This is a genomic window from Brevundimonas sp. (assembly GCF_018608325.1).
Lineage (GTDB): Bacteria > Pseudomonadota > Alphaproteobacteria > Caulobacterales > Caulobacteraceae > Brevundimonas.
Genome location: NZ_JABAZW010000102.1, coordinates 30,495 through 43,602 on the forward strand (window position 1 = coordinate 30,495; position 13,108 = coordinate 43,602).

The 13,108-nt window shown below is 66.9% G+C and carries 10 protein-coding genes and 1 tRNA gene; 3 read left to right on the forward strand and 8 right to left on the reverse strand.

Annotation, left to right across the window (positions count from 1 at the left end):
- The 4 genes from QZ281_RS10255 to QZ281_RS10270 all read right to left on the reverse strand — a co-directional run bounded on the left by QZ281_RS10255 (position 1) and on the right by QZ281_RS10270 (position 7,564).
- The gene (locus tag QZ281_RS10255; RefSeq protein WP_292227980.1) at positions 1-4,260 is read right to left on the reverse strand and encodes a translocation/assembly module TamB domain-containing protein; all 4,260 of its coding nucleotides are present in this window, start codon (positions 4,258-4,260) and stop codon (positions 1-3) included.
- Positions 4,257-6,056: an autotransporter assembly complex family protein gene (locus QZ281_RS10260; protein WP_292227983.1), complete on the reverse strand. Its 1,800-nt coding sequence runs from the start codon at positions 6,054-6,056 to the stop codon at positions 4,257-4,259. Before QZ281_RS10260 ends, QZ281_RS10255 begins: the two co-directional genes overlap by 4 nt.
- Positions 6,057-6,137: 81 nt before the next feature.
- Positions 6,138-6,401 (reverse strand): hypothetical protein, encoded by a 264-nt coding sequence (locus QZ281_RS10265; protein ID WP_292227986.1) that lies wholly within the window; start codon positions 6,399-6,401, stop codon positions 6,138-6,140.
- Between the two features lie 89 nt (positions 6,402-6,490).
- Positions 6,491-7,564 carry a CaiB/BaiF CoA-transferase family protein gene (locus tag QZ281_RS10270; protein WP_292227988.1) on the reverse strand — a complete coding sequence of 358 codons (1,074 nt, stop codon included), beginning with the start codon at positions 7,562-7,564 and terminating at the stop codon, positions 6,491-6,493.
- 96 nt (positions 7,565-7,660) lie between these two features.
- Between QZ281_RS10270 and QZ281_RS10275 the strand changes: the two genes are divergently transcribed.
- The 3 genes from QZ281_RS10275 (at position 7,661) to QZ281_RS10285 (ending at position 9,457) form a co-directional block, all read left to right on the forward strand.
- A tRNA-Lys gene (locus QZ281_RS10275) sits at positions 7,661-7,737 on the forward strand.
- 24 nt (positions 7,738-7,761) lie between these two features.
- The gene (locus tag QZ281_RS10280) at positions 7,762-8,628 is read left to right on the forward strand and encodes an ROK family protein (protein WP_292227990.1); all 867 of its coding nucleotides are present in this window, start codon (positions 7,762-7,764) and stop codon (positions 8,626-8,628) included.
- A 286-nt stretch (positions 8,629-8,914) separates the two neighbouring features.
- Positions 8,915-9,457, forward strand: a complete 543-nt coding sequence (locus QZ281_RS10285; RefSeq protein ID WP_292227993.1) for a hypothetical protein — start codon at positions 8,915-8,917, stop codon at positions 9,455-9,457.
- 138 nt (positions 9,458-9,595) lie between these two features.
- On the opposite strand, the gene tgt is transcribed toward QZ281_RS10285, so the two are convergent.
- The 4 genes from tgt to QZ281_RS10305 all read right to left on the reverse strand — a co-directional run.
- Positions 9,596-10,708, reverse strand: coding sequence for a tRNA guanosine(34) transglycosylase Tgt (tgt, locus tag QZ281_RS10290; protein ID WP_292227996.1), 1,113 nt, complete (start codon positions 10,706-10,708; stop codon positions 9,596-9,598).
- A gap of 1 nt (position 10,709) precedes the next feature.
- Complete coding sequence (locus QZ281_RS10295) at positions 10,710-11,201, reverse strand: hypothetical protein (protein ID WP_292227998.1); 492 nt, start codon at positions 11,199-11,201, stop codon at positions 10,710-10,712.
- A 57-nt stretch (positions 11,202-11,258) separates the two neighbouring features.
- Positions 11,259-12,359 (reverse strand): tRNA preQ1(34) S-adenosylmethionine ribosyltransferase-isomerase QueA, encoded by a 1,101-nt coding sequence (queA, locus tag QZ281_RS10300; RefSeq protein ID WP_292228001.1) that lies wholly within the window; start codon positions 12,357-12,359, stop codon positions 11,259-11,261.
- Between the two features lie 409 nt (positions 12,360-12,768).
- On the reverse strand, positions 12,769-13,108 hold a 340-nt coding region (locus tag QZ281_RS10305; RefSeq protein WP_292228004.1), incomplete at its 5' end, for an FAD-dependent oxidoreductase.

A 13,108-nucleotide genomic window follows, 5' to 3' on the forward strand; every position in this document is an offset into this window, starting at 1 on the left:
TCAGTGACGGTTCGGTCGGCGGTCGTTGCGCTGACCGGCCTCACGACTTTCACGACGCCAGCGGATCGACAGGCTGGTGTCGCCCTGACCGCCGAACTTGGACGCCACGGCGATGTTGCGGCGCGGCTGCCATTCGACCTTGACCGCAGCCCCGCCTTCGCCGCCGCCGATCACCTCCAGATAGACGTTGTCGGTGATGTAGCGGCCGCCCGAGACGGTGACCGCTGAGGCCTCGCCGCCGAAGGACAGTCGGTCCAGCCCCGCCAGTTCGCGCAGGTTGCCGATCACATCGAACCCGCCGCCGCCCGCCAGAGACGCCACGCCCGCCGCCAGCTGCGCCGCCTCGAAGGGCGACAACTGCGAGGCCGAGCGGCCGAACAGCACCTGCGAGAGGATTTCGTCCTGCGGCAGGGCAGGGGTGGAGGTCAGGGCGATCTTCGGCTCTGCCGCCGTGCCGGTGACGTCGATGGTGGCGGTCAGGGCCGGGTCCTCGCGCACCGCCTTCAGGTTCAGGCGGATCTGCTTGGGATCGGTCGACAGGGTGACGCGGCCATCGTCGTCGAAGACGAACCGCTTGCCCGCGAACTCATAGTCGCCGCGCACCACATTGGCCGTGCCCGTCAGCTGCGGCTGGGCGATGGTACCGCGAACGCGGGCGTTGACGTCGAGGATGACGTTCAGGCCGCGCCCGCTGACCCGCACCTTGCCGCCCGAAGAGCGCAGGGCGATGTCCATGCCGATCTGCGGGCCGCGCGTGCTGGCCTCTTTCTCGACCGGGTCGCCGCCGGGGCGGTTGATCTCGACCACGTCCATGGCGACGATGCCGGTGGAGCCGGGGACTTCCGGTTCGATCTTGGCCTCATCGACATTGATCTGGCCGCCCAACTGGATGTTGCCGTCAGCGCCGCGGACAATGGTGATCGGACCCGAGGCGCGGGCCTGGGCGATGTCGTTGTCGATGACGCGGAAGCGGGTCAGGGTCAGTTGCGCGTTGGAGCTGGAGCCTTCGCGCAGACCGATGCGGCCCTGGCCCGAAACCGTGCCGCCCGAGCCGTCATTGGCCGTGAAGGTCTGGATCTGGGCGGTGGTGTCATCGAAGCTGGTGCGCAGCGTCAGGTCGCCCAGACGCAGGCCGATGGCGTTCTCACGATAGCTGCCTTGCGACAGGTCGAACCGTCCGTTCAGGCGCGGCGCCTTCAGGGTGCCCGCGATGGTCGCCTGACCATTCACCTGGCCCGCCAGACTGCGGTCGCCGCCCAGGAACAGGTCCCAGATGGGCTGGATCTGGCCGTTGATCGAAACGCGGCCCGACATTTCGCGCGTATTGGCGATGGCCAGACGCAAGGGGGCGGCGGAGGCTTCGACCGGCAGGGTGATGTCGGCGGAGGCCTGAACCGCGCCTTCGTCCACGGCGGAGGCCTTGATGCTGAGGCTGTCGCCCGCCAGCGTGGCGTCCACGCGGCCGTTGACCGCCAGACCACGCGGAGCGTCGATGCTGCGGATGTTCTGCAGGGCGATGTTGGCCGTGCCCGACAGGTCATTGCCTGCACCGCGCACATTGACCTGACCCGTCGCCGTGCCGCGCAGGTCGGGGGCGATGGAGCCCAGTTCGACGCTGGTCAGATTGGCCTGGATCGAGGCGGTGCGGGCGTCCTGTCGCAGATCGGCCAGCAGCACGCCGCCGCCGACGCCCAGATCAAGATGCGCGGTCTTTTCGGCGCCGTTCAGGGTGACCGAGGCCGGGCTGCGGGTGGTGAAGGCCACGTCGCGCACCCGTCCGCCGCCACGCAGGCTGAGCGAATGGGCGGTGTCCTGACGCGCATAGACGCCCGTGCCGTTGAACTGAGCCGGATTGTCGCCGCCCACATCCAGCGCCAGGGTGAAGGGCAGGTTGTCCAGAGTGCCGCGCCCCTTCAGGTCCAGGGTGCGGACCATCCACGTCTGACCGGCCAGACGCACATTGCGTCCGGTGACGTCCAGAATGGCGCTGTCTGAACCGCCGCCTTCGGTCAGGCGCACCCGGCCATTGGCCTCACCCGAGGCCAGGAAGGCGCCGGCACGGGCGGTGAAGGTCATGTCGGCGCTGGAGGGGATGTTGTCGGACAGGGCGATGGCGCCCTGAGCCGTCACGCCGCCTGCGTTCACGTCCACATCGCTGAGGCGGATGCGCTTGCCGCCCAGGAAGAAGTTCCCCGCGGCGCGGGCCGGACCATAGTTGGAGGCGCTGGTCACGGTGATACGGCCGTCGGAGGCGTCGGCGCCCTTGCGGAAGCTGAGGATCAGATCGGCGTTGGTCAGGATCAGATCACCCGCCGTGATCTTCTCGAACCCGGCGGTCAGGTCGGCGCGCGGTTGGGACAGGGTGCCGGTCAGGGCGCCATTGCCCTTCATGTCGCCAGCGATCTCGACCGGTCCGGCGTTGAAGGGGCCGCGTGCATTCCAGTCCAGCGCCAGACGCAGCTGGCCGGTGGTTTCGATCAGACCCTTGGCGCCCGCGCGCCCATCGGCGCCGGTCAGTTCGCCGCGATCCACCTCGATACGGTTGCCGTTCAGTTTTCCGGCCAGCTCCAGACGCGGGGTCTTGCCCAGCAGGCGGTCCAGTTCCTCCATGCCCAGCGTCAGGTTACGGCCGCGACCGTCGAAGCTGAGCACCCAGGGGGCCTTGGCCTTGCCCGAGGACGAGGCGCGGATCGGCCCGCCAAAGGCGCCGCGCGCCTCGGGCAGGACGCGGGCGGCGTCGGTCAACTGGGCGTCGCCGTTAAAGCTCATGCCGCCCAGCAGATTGCGCGAACCCGAGCCGGTCAGGGTCAGGCCCTGACCCTGAAGATCGACCTTTTTCAGCAGCAGAGCGCCGTCTTTCATGCGCGAGGCCTGCATTTGCAGATGCGGCGTTGCACCCAGCAGGCCGCCGATGATGCCTTCCGCCGCGCCGCCGGTGACGCGGACGTCGCCGTCCAGGTCGTAGCGCCCGTCCTTGGACTGCAGGTTCAGCGGGCCGGAGATGCGGGTGGCGCGATAGGAGGCCAGGTCGGCGTTCAGAACCGTGGCCGTTCCGGTCAGGCTCCAGGTGTCCGCGCCGCCCTTGAACACGCCGGAATAGGCGGTCGGGCCTGCGACCTCGGCGCCGATCAGGCGGCTGAGAGAGGCGGTCTCGATGTCCAGCTTGATGCCGGTGGGCGAGGTGTTGTCCTTGGTGCGCAGGACGCCGGTCGCGCTTGAGTTGATGTTGTCCGCGATCAGACGCCAGGCCACGCCCTGCAGATCCTTGTCCCTGGACGGAACCATGGCGAAGCCGAAGCGGGCGGTGCGGCCGATGCGGGCGATGAACGGCTCCAGCAGGTCCGAACCGCTGAAGTCGGCGAAGCCGGAGACGCGCGCACCCTTCTTGTCGGTGAACTGGCCATCGACGTTCAGGGGGGTGAACTGGCCGGTCTGGACCTTGGCGTGGACCACGTCGGCATTCAGCACGGCGACGGCGGAGAAAGGCTGCTGGGGCGAATAGCCCAGCGCCCCGGCCAGCGGCCCGCCCTGGGCTTCGTTGGCGCGCAGGTTGACTCGCATCTCGCTGAGCTTGCCGCCGATGGAGGCGGCCAGACGCAGATAGTCGCCGGGACGGTTCAGACTGTCCGCGTTCAGGTTCACCACCTTGGCGCCGGTGCGCGGCACGCTGGCGTCACCCGCCAGGCTCCAGCGGCCATACTCCTTGGAGAAGCCTTCCATCAGGTCGAGATTGGTCGAAAACTTGTCGATCTTGATCGAGATCGGCATGGGGCCGCCGGGCGGCTCGTCCTTGGATTCTTCCAGCACCGGGCGGCGGATCACCTGGATCACGTCGGCGTGGATGTTCTGGGCGTGCAGGCGGCGCGCCAGAAGGGCCGTGTAGGACCATTTCATCCGCAGGTTACGCGCGTCCAGCCAGACGCCTTCGCCGTCGGTCACCGTGATCCGGTCGACCGAGAAGTCCTTGAGCACATCGCCCTTCAGACCATAGACGTGCAGGCGTCCGAACCGGCTGAGCTTCAGGTTCTGCACCAGACCGGACACGCGCTCGCGCCCGCCGTCGGTGGCGACATAGTAGCGTGCGCCGACCAAGGCGACGCCCAGCAGCACGACCAGACCGGCCAGCACGCAGGCGGCGATGACGCCGATCTTCTTAAGCGGCCAGCCGCGTTTCTTCGCCGGTTTCTTCGGGGGCGTGGCGGGGGGCGTAGGCGTTTCGTCCTGCACCGGCGCAGTCTCGGAGGGCGGGATCTCGGTCAAAACGCCTGTCCGATGCTGATGTAGACCTGGAAGTCAGGGTCGCCGTCGCGCTTGTTCAGCGGCAGGGCGATATCGCCGCGCACCGGGCCGAACGGCAGCTTGTAGCGTACGCCCAGACCGGCGCCGTAACGCATGTTGGTCAGGTTGGGCGTCTCCTGGAAGCCGATGGCGCCGGCGTCGAGGAAGGCCACGGCCTGGAAGCTGGCGCCCACGTCGCGCCGCACCTCGAATGAGGTTTCGAACAGCGACATGCCCCCGCGCGGCGTACCGTCGGGCAGTTGCGGGTTGACGCCCTGATACTGATAGCCACGGACCGAGCCGCCGCCGCCCGAGTAGAACAGACGGTCCGAAGGCACGCTAAGCTCATTGCCGCCGATGATGGAGCCGATGCGCAGACGCCCGGCCAGCACGGTCCTGCCGTCATTCTGGACCGGGTAATAGGCGGTGGCCTGCCCCTCGCTGCGCATGAACAGCACCGTATCCTCGCCCGCCACGGCGGTCGGCTGGATCGAGGCGGCCAGACGCCAGCCCTTGGTCGGGTTCAGCGGGTCGTTGGAGTTGTCCAGATAGGCGCTGGTGCGGATCGTGACGATCGCCAGGTTGCGGTCGAAGGACACCGCCTGCGGCGGCAGGGACGTATAGTCGTAGCGGTTCTCGTTGTAGTGGCCCGCGTCCAGACCAATGCCGTAGCTGAAGAACGAGGTCTTGCCGATGCGCTGGCGCAGGTCGGCGTTCAGGACCACGGCGGCGCGGCGATAGGCGTCGGTGTCTTCGTTCACCACGGCGGCGCTGAGGCCCAGGGTGCGGCCCGGCTTGCGCCAGTGGGGCAGGGACAGGTCGGCGCCGAGGCGGCTGTTGATGTCGGCGACGCGCGCTTCAAGCCGCAGGGTGTCGGCGCGGCCGAAACGGTTGTAGCGGGTCTGGATCACATCGACGCCGACGCCTTCGGCGGTGGACCAGGTGGCGCCCGCTTCCAGAATACGGCGAGGCCGGTCCTGAAGGCTGACGATGACGGGACGAAGCCCCTCGGCCGTCACCTGATCCAGCGGCGACAGGCCGACATTGACGCCGTCATAGACGCCCGTATCCAGCAGGCGGCGCTCAAGTTCGGCGACCAGTTCGGGGTCGTAGCGCTGGCCCTCGGTCCAGGGCGCCAGATTGGCGGCCCACTGTGGATTGGTTCGGCCGCGGGATTCGACCCGGACCCCGTTCAGCAGCACCAGCTTGCCGGAATCGATACGGTATTCCGGGGCGACGGTGAAACCGGCGTGATCGACCACGACGCGGCGGGGCTGGGCCACGGCGTCGGCATAGCCGTCGCGGGTGAGCGCGGCGACCAGTCGGCCTTCGCCCGCAATGACCTCGACCGCGCGGCCCGGATCGCCCGCCTTTATGCCGATGGCGTTCTTGGCGTCGGCAGCGGATTCGGCGTCCGGCGCGGGGTCCGTCCAGGTGATGGTCGGGTCGGTCAGCACGAAACGACGACCAGGTTGAACCGAGACGATGGCGACCGGCGTATCGTCACCCTCGACCACGTCCTCGACGGTGGATTGATAATAGCCTTCGGACCGAAGCAGGGCGGTGGCGGCCTCGCTGGCGCCGCGCGCCCGGCGGCGGGCCTCGAACCGGCTGTCCGGCGCGCCGTCCACCTCTCCGACTGCACGTTCCAGCGCCCGACGCAGTTCGGTTTCCATGTCGCCGCGGATCTGGGCGCGTTGCTGGTCGGCGAAGGCGGGCAGGGCGCACGCCGACCCAGCAGCCAGGGCGACGAGAAACAGGGAGGGTCTGAACGTCAAGCTTGAACCTTGGTCATCAGCGCATCGCGCTAGTCATGCCGATGATGCGCCGCCCTGATCAGAGACGGCGCGTCGGCGGCCTCAGTAGAAGAGGGTTTCGCTGTCCGGCTGGACGGATTGGGCAGAGGACTTTTCAGCAGGCGGCGGTGTTTCCGGCGCAGGCGTCGGGGTCGGGTCGACCACATGCGGGGCGGCGACCGGCGCTGCTGATTCTTCGGCTGCCGGGGCGTGGACCTCTTCTTCGGCCACAGACACATCGGAACGATCGTCTGAGCGCGTCTGGTAATCGTCACAGCTCGCAAGTCCCGACGCACACAGCGCCGTGACGGCCAGAACGATAGTCATGCGTCTCATCGATAAAGACTCCCCAAGGTCATGACCTTGTTCAACGCCCCCACGTCATAGCTGTTCCATAGCGACGAAATGGCGTCTGGTCATCTCCAGTTGGTGACAGCTGTCTCAATATCGATGCGATTCGCCGATCCGCCGGGTTCAGGCCGCTCTCCGTCAAAGCGCGGAGCAGGGGCGGGCAGGCCCTCGATGAAGGCGCCCCGCGCCAGATTATGCGGATGCTCAGGCGCTTCCGACAGGCTGAGCACCGGCGTGACGCAGGCTTCGGTCTGGGCGAAATGGGCGGTCCAATCGTCCCGATCCCGTGTGGCGAACGCGGCGGCGAAACGGTCATGCAGCGAGGGCCAGCCAGACATGTCGTATTGCGGCGCCTGCGCCGGATCGACCTCAAGTCCCGCCAGAAGGGCCGCATAGAAACGCGGCTCCAGCGCCGCCACGGCGACGAAGCCGCCGTCCCGACATGTGTAGCAGCGATAGAAGGGCGCCCCTCCGTCCAGTAGATTGGCCCCGCGCCGGTCGCTCCACATGCCCTGGCCGCGCAGGGCCTGGAACAGGCCGCCGAGCAGGGCCGATCCGTCGGTCATGGCGGCGTCGACGACCCGTCCGCGCCCGGTGGTCTTCGCCTCGATCAGGGCCGCCAGCACGCCAGTGACCAGCAGCATGGCCCCGCCGCCATAGTCGCCGACCAGATTGAGCGGCGGGCTGGGCGGGCGATCCGCGTCACCCATGGCATGAAGCACGCCGCTGAGGCCGATGTAGTTCAGGTCGTGACCGACATCATTGGCCAGCGGCCCGTCCTGCCCCCAGCCCGTCACCCGCCCGAAGACCAGGCGCGGATTGCGGGCAGTCAGTTCATCCGGCCCATAGCCCAGCCGTTCCATGACGCCGGGGCGGAACCCCTCGATCACCGCATCGGCGCGTTCGACCAGTTGCAGAATGTGCTCGCGATCCTGCGGGGACTTCAGATTAACCGGTGCGGCGGACCGCCCGCGATGCAGCACGGCGCCGCCGACCTGATCAAAGACCGCGGCCCCGGCTGATTCTGACCGCGTCAGCCGAAGCACCTCCGCCCCCAGGTCCGCCAGCATCATTCCAGCGAAGGTGACGGGGCCTAAACCGTCGAATTCGAGGATGCGAAGGCCATTAAGTGGTTTCATCCCCAAGGAGTATCTTTGCGCGGGCTTGACCGGAAGAGCGGATTGCAACAGAAGGCGCCCTTCGACGTTTCGGGCTGCTCCGGAACGGCGCACGGTGCGTCCTTAGCTCAGTTGGTTAGAGCATCTGACTTTTAATCAGAGGGTCCTCGGTTCGAGCCCGAGAGGACGTACCATTTCTCCTTTTTCATGGAGTCGCCATGAGCCCGTCAGCCTTCCTAGCGGTTGAGACGGGCGGGACGAAGATCGTCTGGCGGATTGAAGATTCTGACGGCGGCGTGCTGGGCGAAGGCCGTTTTCCCGCTGGAAAGCCTGAAGATGTGGTCGAGGCGCTGGCCGCGGTTGTCGCGGGGCGCAGGATCGCAGCATTCGCCATCGCGGGGTTTGGGCCGCTGGTCGTCGATCCCGGCTCGCCCGACTACGGGTTGATGCTGGCGACGCCCAAGCCGGGTTGGGCAGGCTTCAATCTGGCCAAGGCCCTGGCCCGGCATCTGGACGCGCCCTTCGCCGTGGATACCGACGTCAACGCCGCCGCCGTCGCCGAGGCGCGGCTGGGGGCGGGCAGGGGCGCAGGCGCTGTCGCCTATGTCACGGTCGGCACCGGAATCGGCGGCGGTTTTTATGTCGATGGGCGCACGCTGAAAGGCGCGCTTCATCCCGAAATCGGTCATCTGTTCGTGCGTCGGGCTGAGGGCGACACGCAGGTCGGCCTGTGCCCCTTCCATGGCGAATGCATCGAGGGACTGGCGGCGGGCCCGGCGGTCCAGGCGCGCCTGGCCGGGCGGCGGCTGGAGGATGCGCCTGAGGTGATGGGCTATGTCGCCGATTACCTGGGGCAACTGGTTGCGTCGCTGGTGTTCGCCTGGGCGCCGGACCGCATCGTGTTCGGCGGCGGCGTCATGTCCACGCCGGGCATGCTGGAGAAGGTCGAGGCGGCGGCGCGGCGGTCGGTGGCGAACTATGGCTCGGCCGTGATCATGGGTGAAAGCGACTATCTGGTCTCGGCATCCCTGGAGAACGCCGGGCTGGAGGGCGCCATGCTGATGGCGCGTGCTCTGAAGGCCTGAGCGTTTTTTGGAACGACGTGGTGCTTTCTGCGTTCCCGTTTTGAGACGAATATGCAGGGGCACGGCGTTTTTCCGCTTGTGGAAAACTCTGCAGATCGCAGTCTCATCGGCAAGGACGCAAGACGAATCAAGGACAGCAATGACAAGGCAGGAAACTCCCCGCGCATCTCGCCTGGCGATAGGTTTGGTTATCGGCCTGATCTTCAGCCTGGTTGCCTGGGCTGTGGCTGCGGCAGGCCTTATCGAACTGCTTTGATCGCCGTTCGCGGCGTGGTTTAAGCGCGCCATGAAGCGTATTCTCATTCTTGTCGCGACGGCTGCGGCCTTGACGGGCTGCAACGCCGGGCGGTCTGCGATGGGCGGGGCCGAACAGGTCGGCGCCGGTTTCGGTGCAGCGGTCACGGCGCCTCTGGATGACCTGAACCTGCGCGCCCAGCCGATCCCGATGGTCCTGCTGCAGGCCGAGGCCAATCCCTATGATCTGCGCAACCTGACCCACTGCACCACCATCGCCGCCGAGGTGGGGCGTCTGGATGAAGCCTTGGGCCCCGATACGGACGAGCCGCCCAGTCAGGACGGCTCCTATCGCAGCGAACAGGCGGCGGAGGCGGCGGCCAAGGCCACGCTGGACGCCATTCGCGGCACCACGACCGACTTCATTCCTGGCCGCAGCTGGGTGCGTCGCCTGAGCGGCGCCGAACAGCACAGCCGTCACGTCCAGTCCGCCATTCAGGCGGGACGGATGCGCCGCGCCTTCCTGAAAGGCATCGGCATGCAGCGCAACTGCACTCCGCCTGCCTCGCCCAGCTGGTTCAAGCCGAAGAAGTAGGGCTTACGCTCATCCGTCATCCTCGGGCTTGACCCGAGGATCAGGCGGTGGTCGGGCTGTGCGCCACAGTCGTCGCACCTGCGGCGGTCCATCTGATCCTCGGGTCAAGCCCGAGGATGACGGTTTAGGAAAGGACGCCTACCCGTTCGACGTATGCCGCGCATGGAAGTCGCGGCGGAACGCCTCGAAGCGACCTTCTGAAATCGCCGCCCGCATGGCCGCCGTCAGGGCCTGATAGAAGGCGATGTTGTGCCAGCTGAGCAGCACCTTGCCGAGGATTTCGTCGGCGCGGATCAGGTGGTGCAGATAGGCCTTTGAATACTGCGAAGACGGGCCGTCGATGGTCGGGTCCAGCGGGTCCTGATCCTCGGCGAAGCGGGCGTTCTTCAGGTTCAGCGGGCCGTCCCAGGTCCAGGCCTGGCCGTGGCGCCCGGCGCGGGTCGGCAGAACGCAGTCGAACATGTCGACGCCGCGATAAACCGCCTCGACCAGATCGACCGGCTTGCCCACGCCCATCAGATAGCGGGGGCGGTCCTTGGGCAGAAACTCGGGTGCGTAATCCAGCACCTCGCACATGGCCTGATGGCCTTCGCCCACAGCCAGACCGCCGATGGCGTAGCCGTCAAAGCCGATCTCCTGAAGCTGTTCCGACGACTGGCGGCGCAGGTCCTCGAAGGTCGAGCCCTGCTGGATGCCGAACAGGGCCTGATGTTCACGCTCGCCGAAGCGGGCCTTGGACCGCGCGCCCCAGCGGATCGACAACTCCATCGCCTTACGGGCCGCGTCCTTTTCCGCCGGATAGGCGACGCACTGGTCCAACTGCATGGATATGTCGGCGCCGATGCGGTCGGCCTGAATCTCGATGGAGCGTTCCGGCGTGAGGACGTGTTTGGAGCCGTCGATGTGGCTGGAGAAGGTGACGGCCTCTTCCTTCACCTTGGAGATTCCGGCCAGAGACATGACCTGGAAACCGCCGCTGTCGGTCAGGATCGGCTTGTCCCATCCCATGAACCTGTGCAGCCCGCCCAGACGCTCCATCCGCTCGGGGCCGGGGCGCAGCATCAGGTGATAGGTGTTGCCCAACAGGATGTCGGCGCCCGTCGCCTTGACCTGATCCACCGTCATCGCCTTGACCGTGGCGGCGGTGCCGACGGGCATGAAGGCGGGCGTGCGGATGTCCCCGCGTGAGGTTTTCAGGACGCCGGTGCGGGCGCGGCCCTCGGTGGCGGAGATATCGAAGGGGAAGGGCATTTCAGGCGATCAGTCGTTCAAGCTGCTCGACCCGCACCAGATCCTTGGGGCGGCCGAACAGGCGGTACAGGGCGATGTGATCCCGAACTTCCGGGATGAACAGGGGGGTGTCGTCGATGAAGACCTGACGCCGCGAAGTAAAGCCTGCGGGCCGCCATTCGGCGCCGTCGCGCACCTCCAGATCGGCCATGACCTCGATCATGATCAACTGATCGGGCGCACGGCCGAAGACGGCGGACCGGAACAGGCCTTCACCCGGATCGACCACCACTTCACCGCCCAGAGCATTCAGCAGGGTGCGGGCGTCGCGCGGGCTGCACATCACATCGATGTCGGGAACATGCAGTTCAGGCAGGCCGTACAGCGCCATCGAGGCGCCGCCGAAAATCCACCACGGATCGCGCAGTTCCCGCGCGGCTTCACCAATGGCGATCAGGCCGGCGCGCAGGTTGGAAGGCAGGTCGTCGGCGGGGCTGGGCGTCTGGGTTTCCATGAGGACAGGGGATTTAGGGGTTTGCGGCGCGATTGGCCACAGGCGCGGCGTCCTGGCTCAGGCCCGGAACAGCAACGACCCGTCACCATAGGAATAGAAGCGGTATCCGTCGGCAACGGCGTGGGCATAGGCGGCCTTCATCGCGGCCTGCCCTGCAAAGGCGCTGACCAGCATGAACAGCGTCGATTTGGGCAGGTGGAAGTTGGTCATCAGCACATCGACCGCGCGGAAACGATAGCCGGGCGTGATGAAGATGGCGGTGTCGCCGTGGAAGGGCTTGATCTCGCCGTCCTCGGCTGTGGCGCTTTCCAGCAGGCGCAAACTGGTGGTGCCGACGCAGATGATGCGGCCGCCAGCGGCATGGACGGCGTTCAGGGCGGCGGCGGTCTCAGGCGAGACCTCGCCCCATTCGCTGTGCATCTTGTGGTCGGCCAGATCGTCGGCCTTGACCGGCAGGAAGGTGCCGGCGCCGACGTGCAAGGTCACGGCATGGGTCGAGACGCCGCGCGCCCGGATGGCGTCCAGCAGGGCAGGGGTGAAGTGCAGGCCCGCCGTGGGGGCGGCGACCGATCCGTCATGCTGGGCATAGACGGTCTGATAGTCGGAACGGTCGCGGTCGTCCTCGGGCCGTTTGGCGGCGATATAGGGCGGCAGGGGCATGACCCCGACATCGCGGATGGCGTCGTCCAGCACCGGGCCGGACAGGTCGAACTTCAGCGTGATCAGGCCGTCGTCGCCCTTGGCTGTGACGGTGGCGTCCAGACGGCCCAGGTCGCAGGCGGCGTCGCTTTCATTTCCAAAACGAATCCGGTCGCCGGGCTTGATGCGCTTGCCCGGCTTCATGAAGGCGGACCAGACATCGGGGGCGTCGCGGTGGTGCAGGGTGGCCTCGACCTCGACCGTCAGGGTGTCGCCTTCCGGCCCGCCGACCACGGGGTTCGGGCGCTGGCGCACGCCCGACAGACGCGCGGGGATCACGCGGGTGTCGTTGAACACCAGGGCGTCGCCGGGACGCAGGAAGTCGGGCAGGTCGCGAATGATCCGATCCTGAAGCGCATCCCCATCGACCACCAGCAGGCGGGCGGAATCGCGCGGATCAGCCGGACGCAGGGCGATGCGGTCCTCGGGCAGGTCGAAATCGAAATCAGCAGTCTTCATCGGGCGCTCTATACGGGCGTCAGACGGGGTGCGCCATGATTTGGGTGAGGTGGCAAGTCCGGTGCGGCGAAAGTCGACCAAGAGTGCTCAGTCGGCCTTTGCGGGCGGGTTAGGTCTCGGTCGGTAGCTATCCACTTCCGATTGGGAGTGAGAACACTTGCTGATCTCTTCGAGGTACACCCCTCCGCTGTCGTAGCAGGCATCAACGACCAACCAATCATGTATGACAAGCTTTGTTCCAGCCATGACAACAAGTGCTGCCAGACCAACGCCAATCGCGATCTTGTATCGTTTTCCCATCGGTTATGAACTTGCTGGCGGAGCGTGAATGTCAAGGTTCGCAACGGCTCGATAAGCGGCATTGCGCGCCTTTCTCGAAACGCAGACGTCGTCATTCGCTGCCAGACTTTCACCCAAACCCCGGCGCAAACGCCCCCGCCCATGATCCATAGCGGTTCAGCGACAGGTCGTGCGTCTCGATCTCGGGCTTTGCGCCGCCCAGCGTGTCGGCCAGGACGCGGGCGGAGCCGCAGGCCATGGTCCAGCCCAGGGTGCCGTGGCCGGTGTTCAGATAGAGCCCCGGAAGCCGGGTGGCGCCGATGACGGGGGTGCCGTCGGGGGTCATGGGGCGCAGGCCGGACCAGTAGCTGGCGCCCTTCAGGTCGCCGCCGCCGGGGAATAGGCTGCCGACCGACTGTTCCAGCGTCTCGCGGCGCAGGATGGGCAGGCTGTTGTTATAGCCGGACAGC

Bases quoted from the DNA above. Each gene is read 5' to 3' on its own strand.
- tgt (WP_292227996.1), bottom strand. From the start codon at position 10,708: ATGCCCTTCCCCTTCGATATCTCCGCCACCGAGGGCCGCGCCCGCACC.
- QZ281_RS10295 (WP_292227998.1), bottom strand. From the start codon at position 11,201: ATGGAAACCCAGACGCCCAGCCCCGCCGACGACCTGCCTTCCAACCTG.
- QZ281_RS10285 (WP_292227993.1), top strand. From the start codon at position 8,915: ATGAAGCGTATTCTCATTCTTGTCGCGACGGCTGCGGCCTTGACGGGC.
- QZ281_RS10280 (WP_292227990.1), top strand. From the start codon at position 7,762: ATGAGCCCGTCAGCCTTCCTAGCGGTTGAGACGGGCGGGACGAAGATC.
- QZ281_RS10265 (WP_292227986.1), bottom strand. From the start codon at position 6,401: ATGACTATCGTTCTGGCCGTCACGGCGCTGTGTGCGTCGGGACTTGCG.
- queA (WP_292228001.1), bottom strand. From the start codon at position 12,359: ATGAAGACTGCTGATTTCGATTTCGACCTGCCCGAGGACCGCATCGCC.
- QZ281_RS10270 (WP_292227988.1), bottom strand. From the start codon at position 7,564: ATGAAACCACTTAATGGCCTTCGCATCCTCGAATTCGACGGTTTAGGC.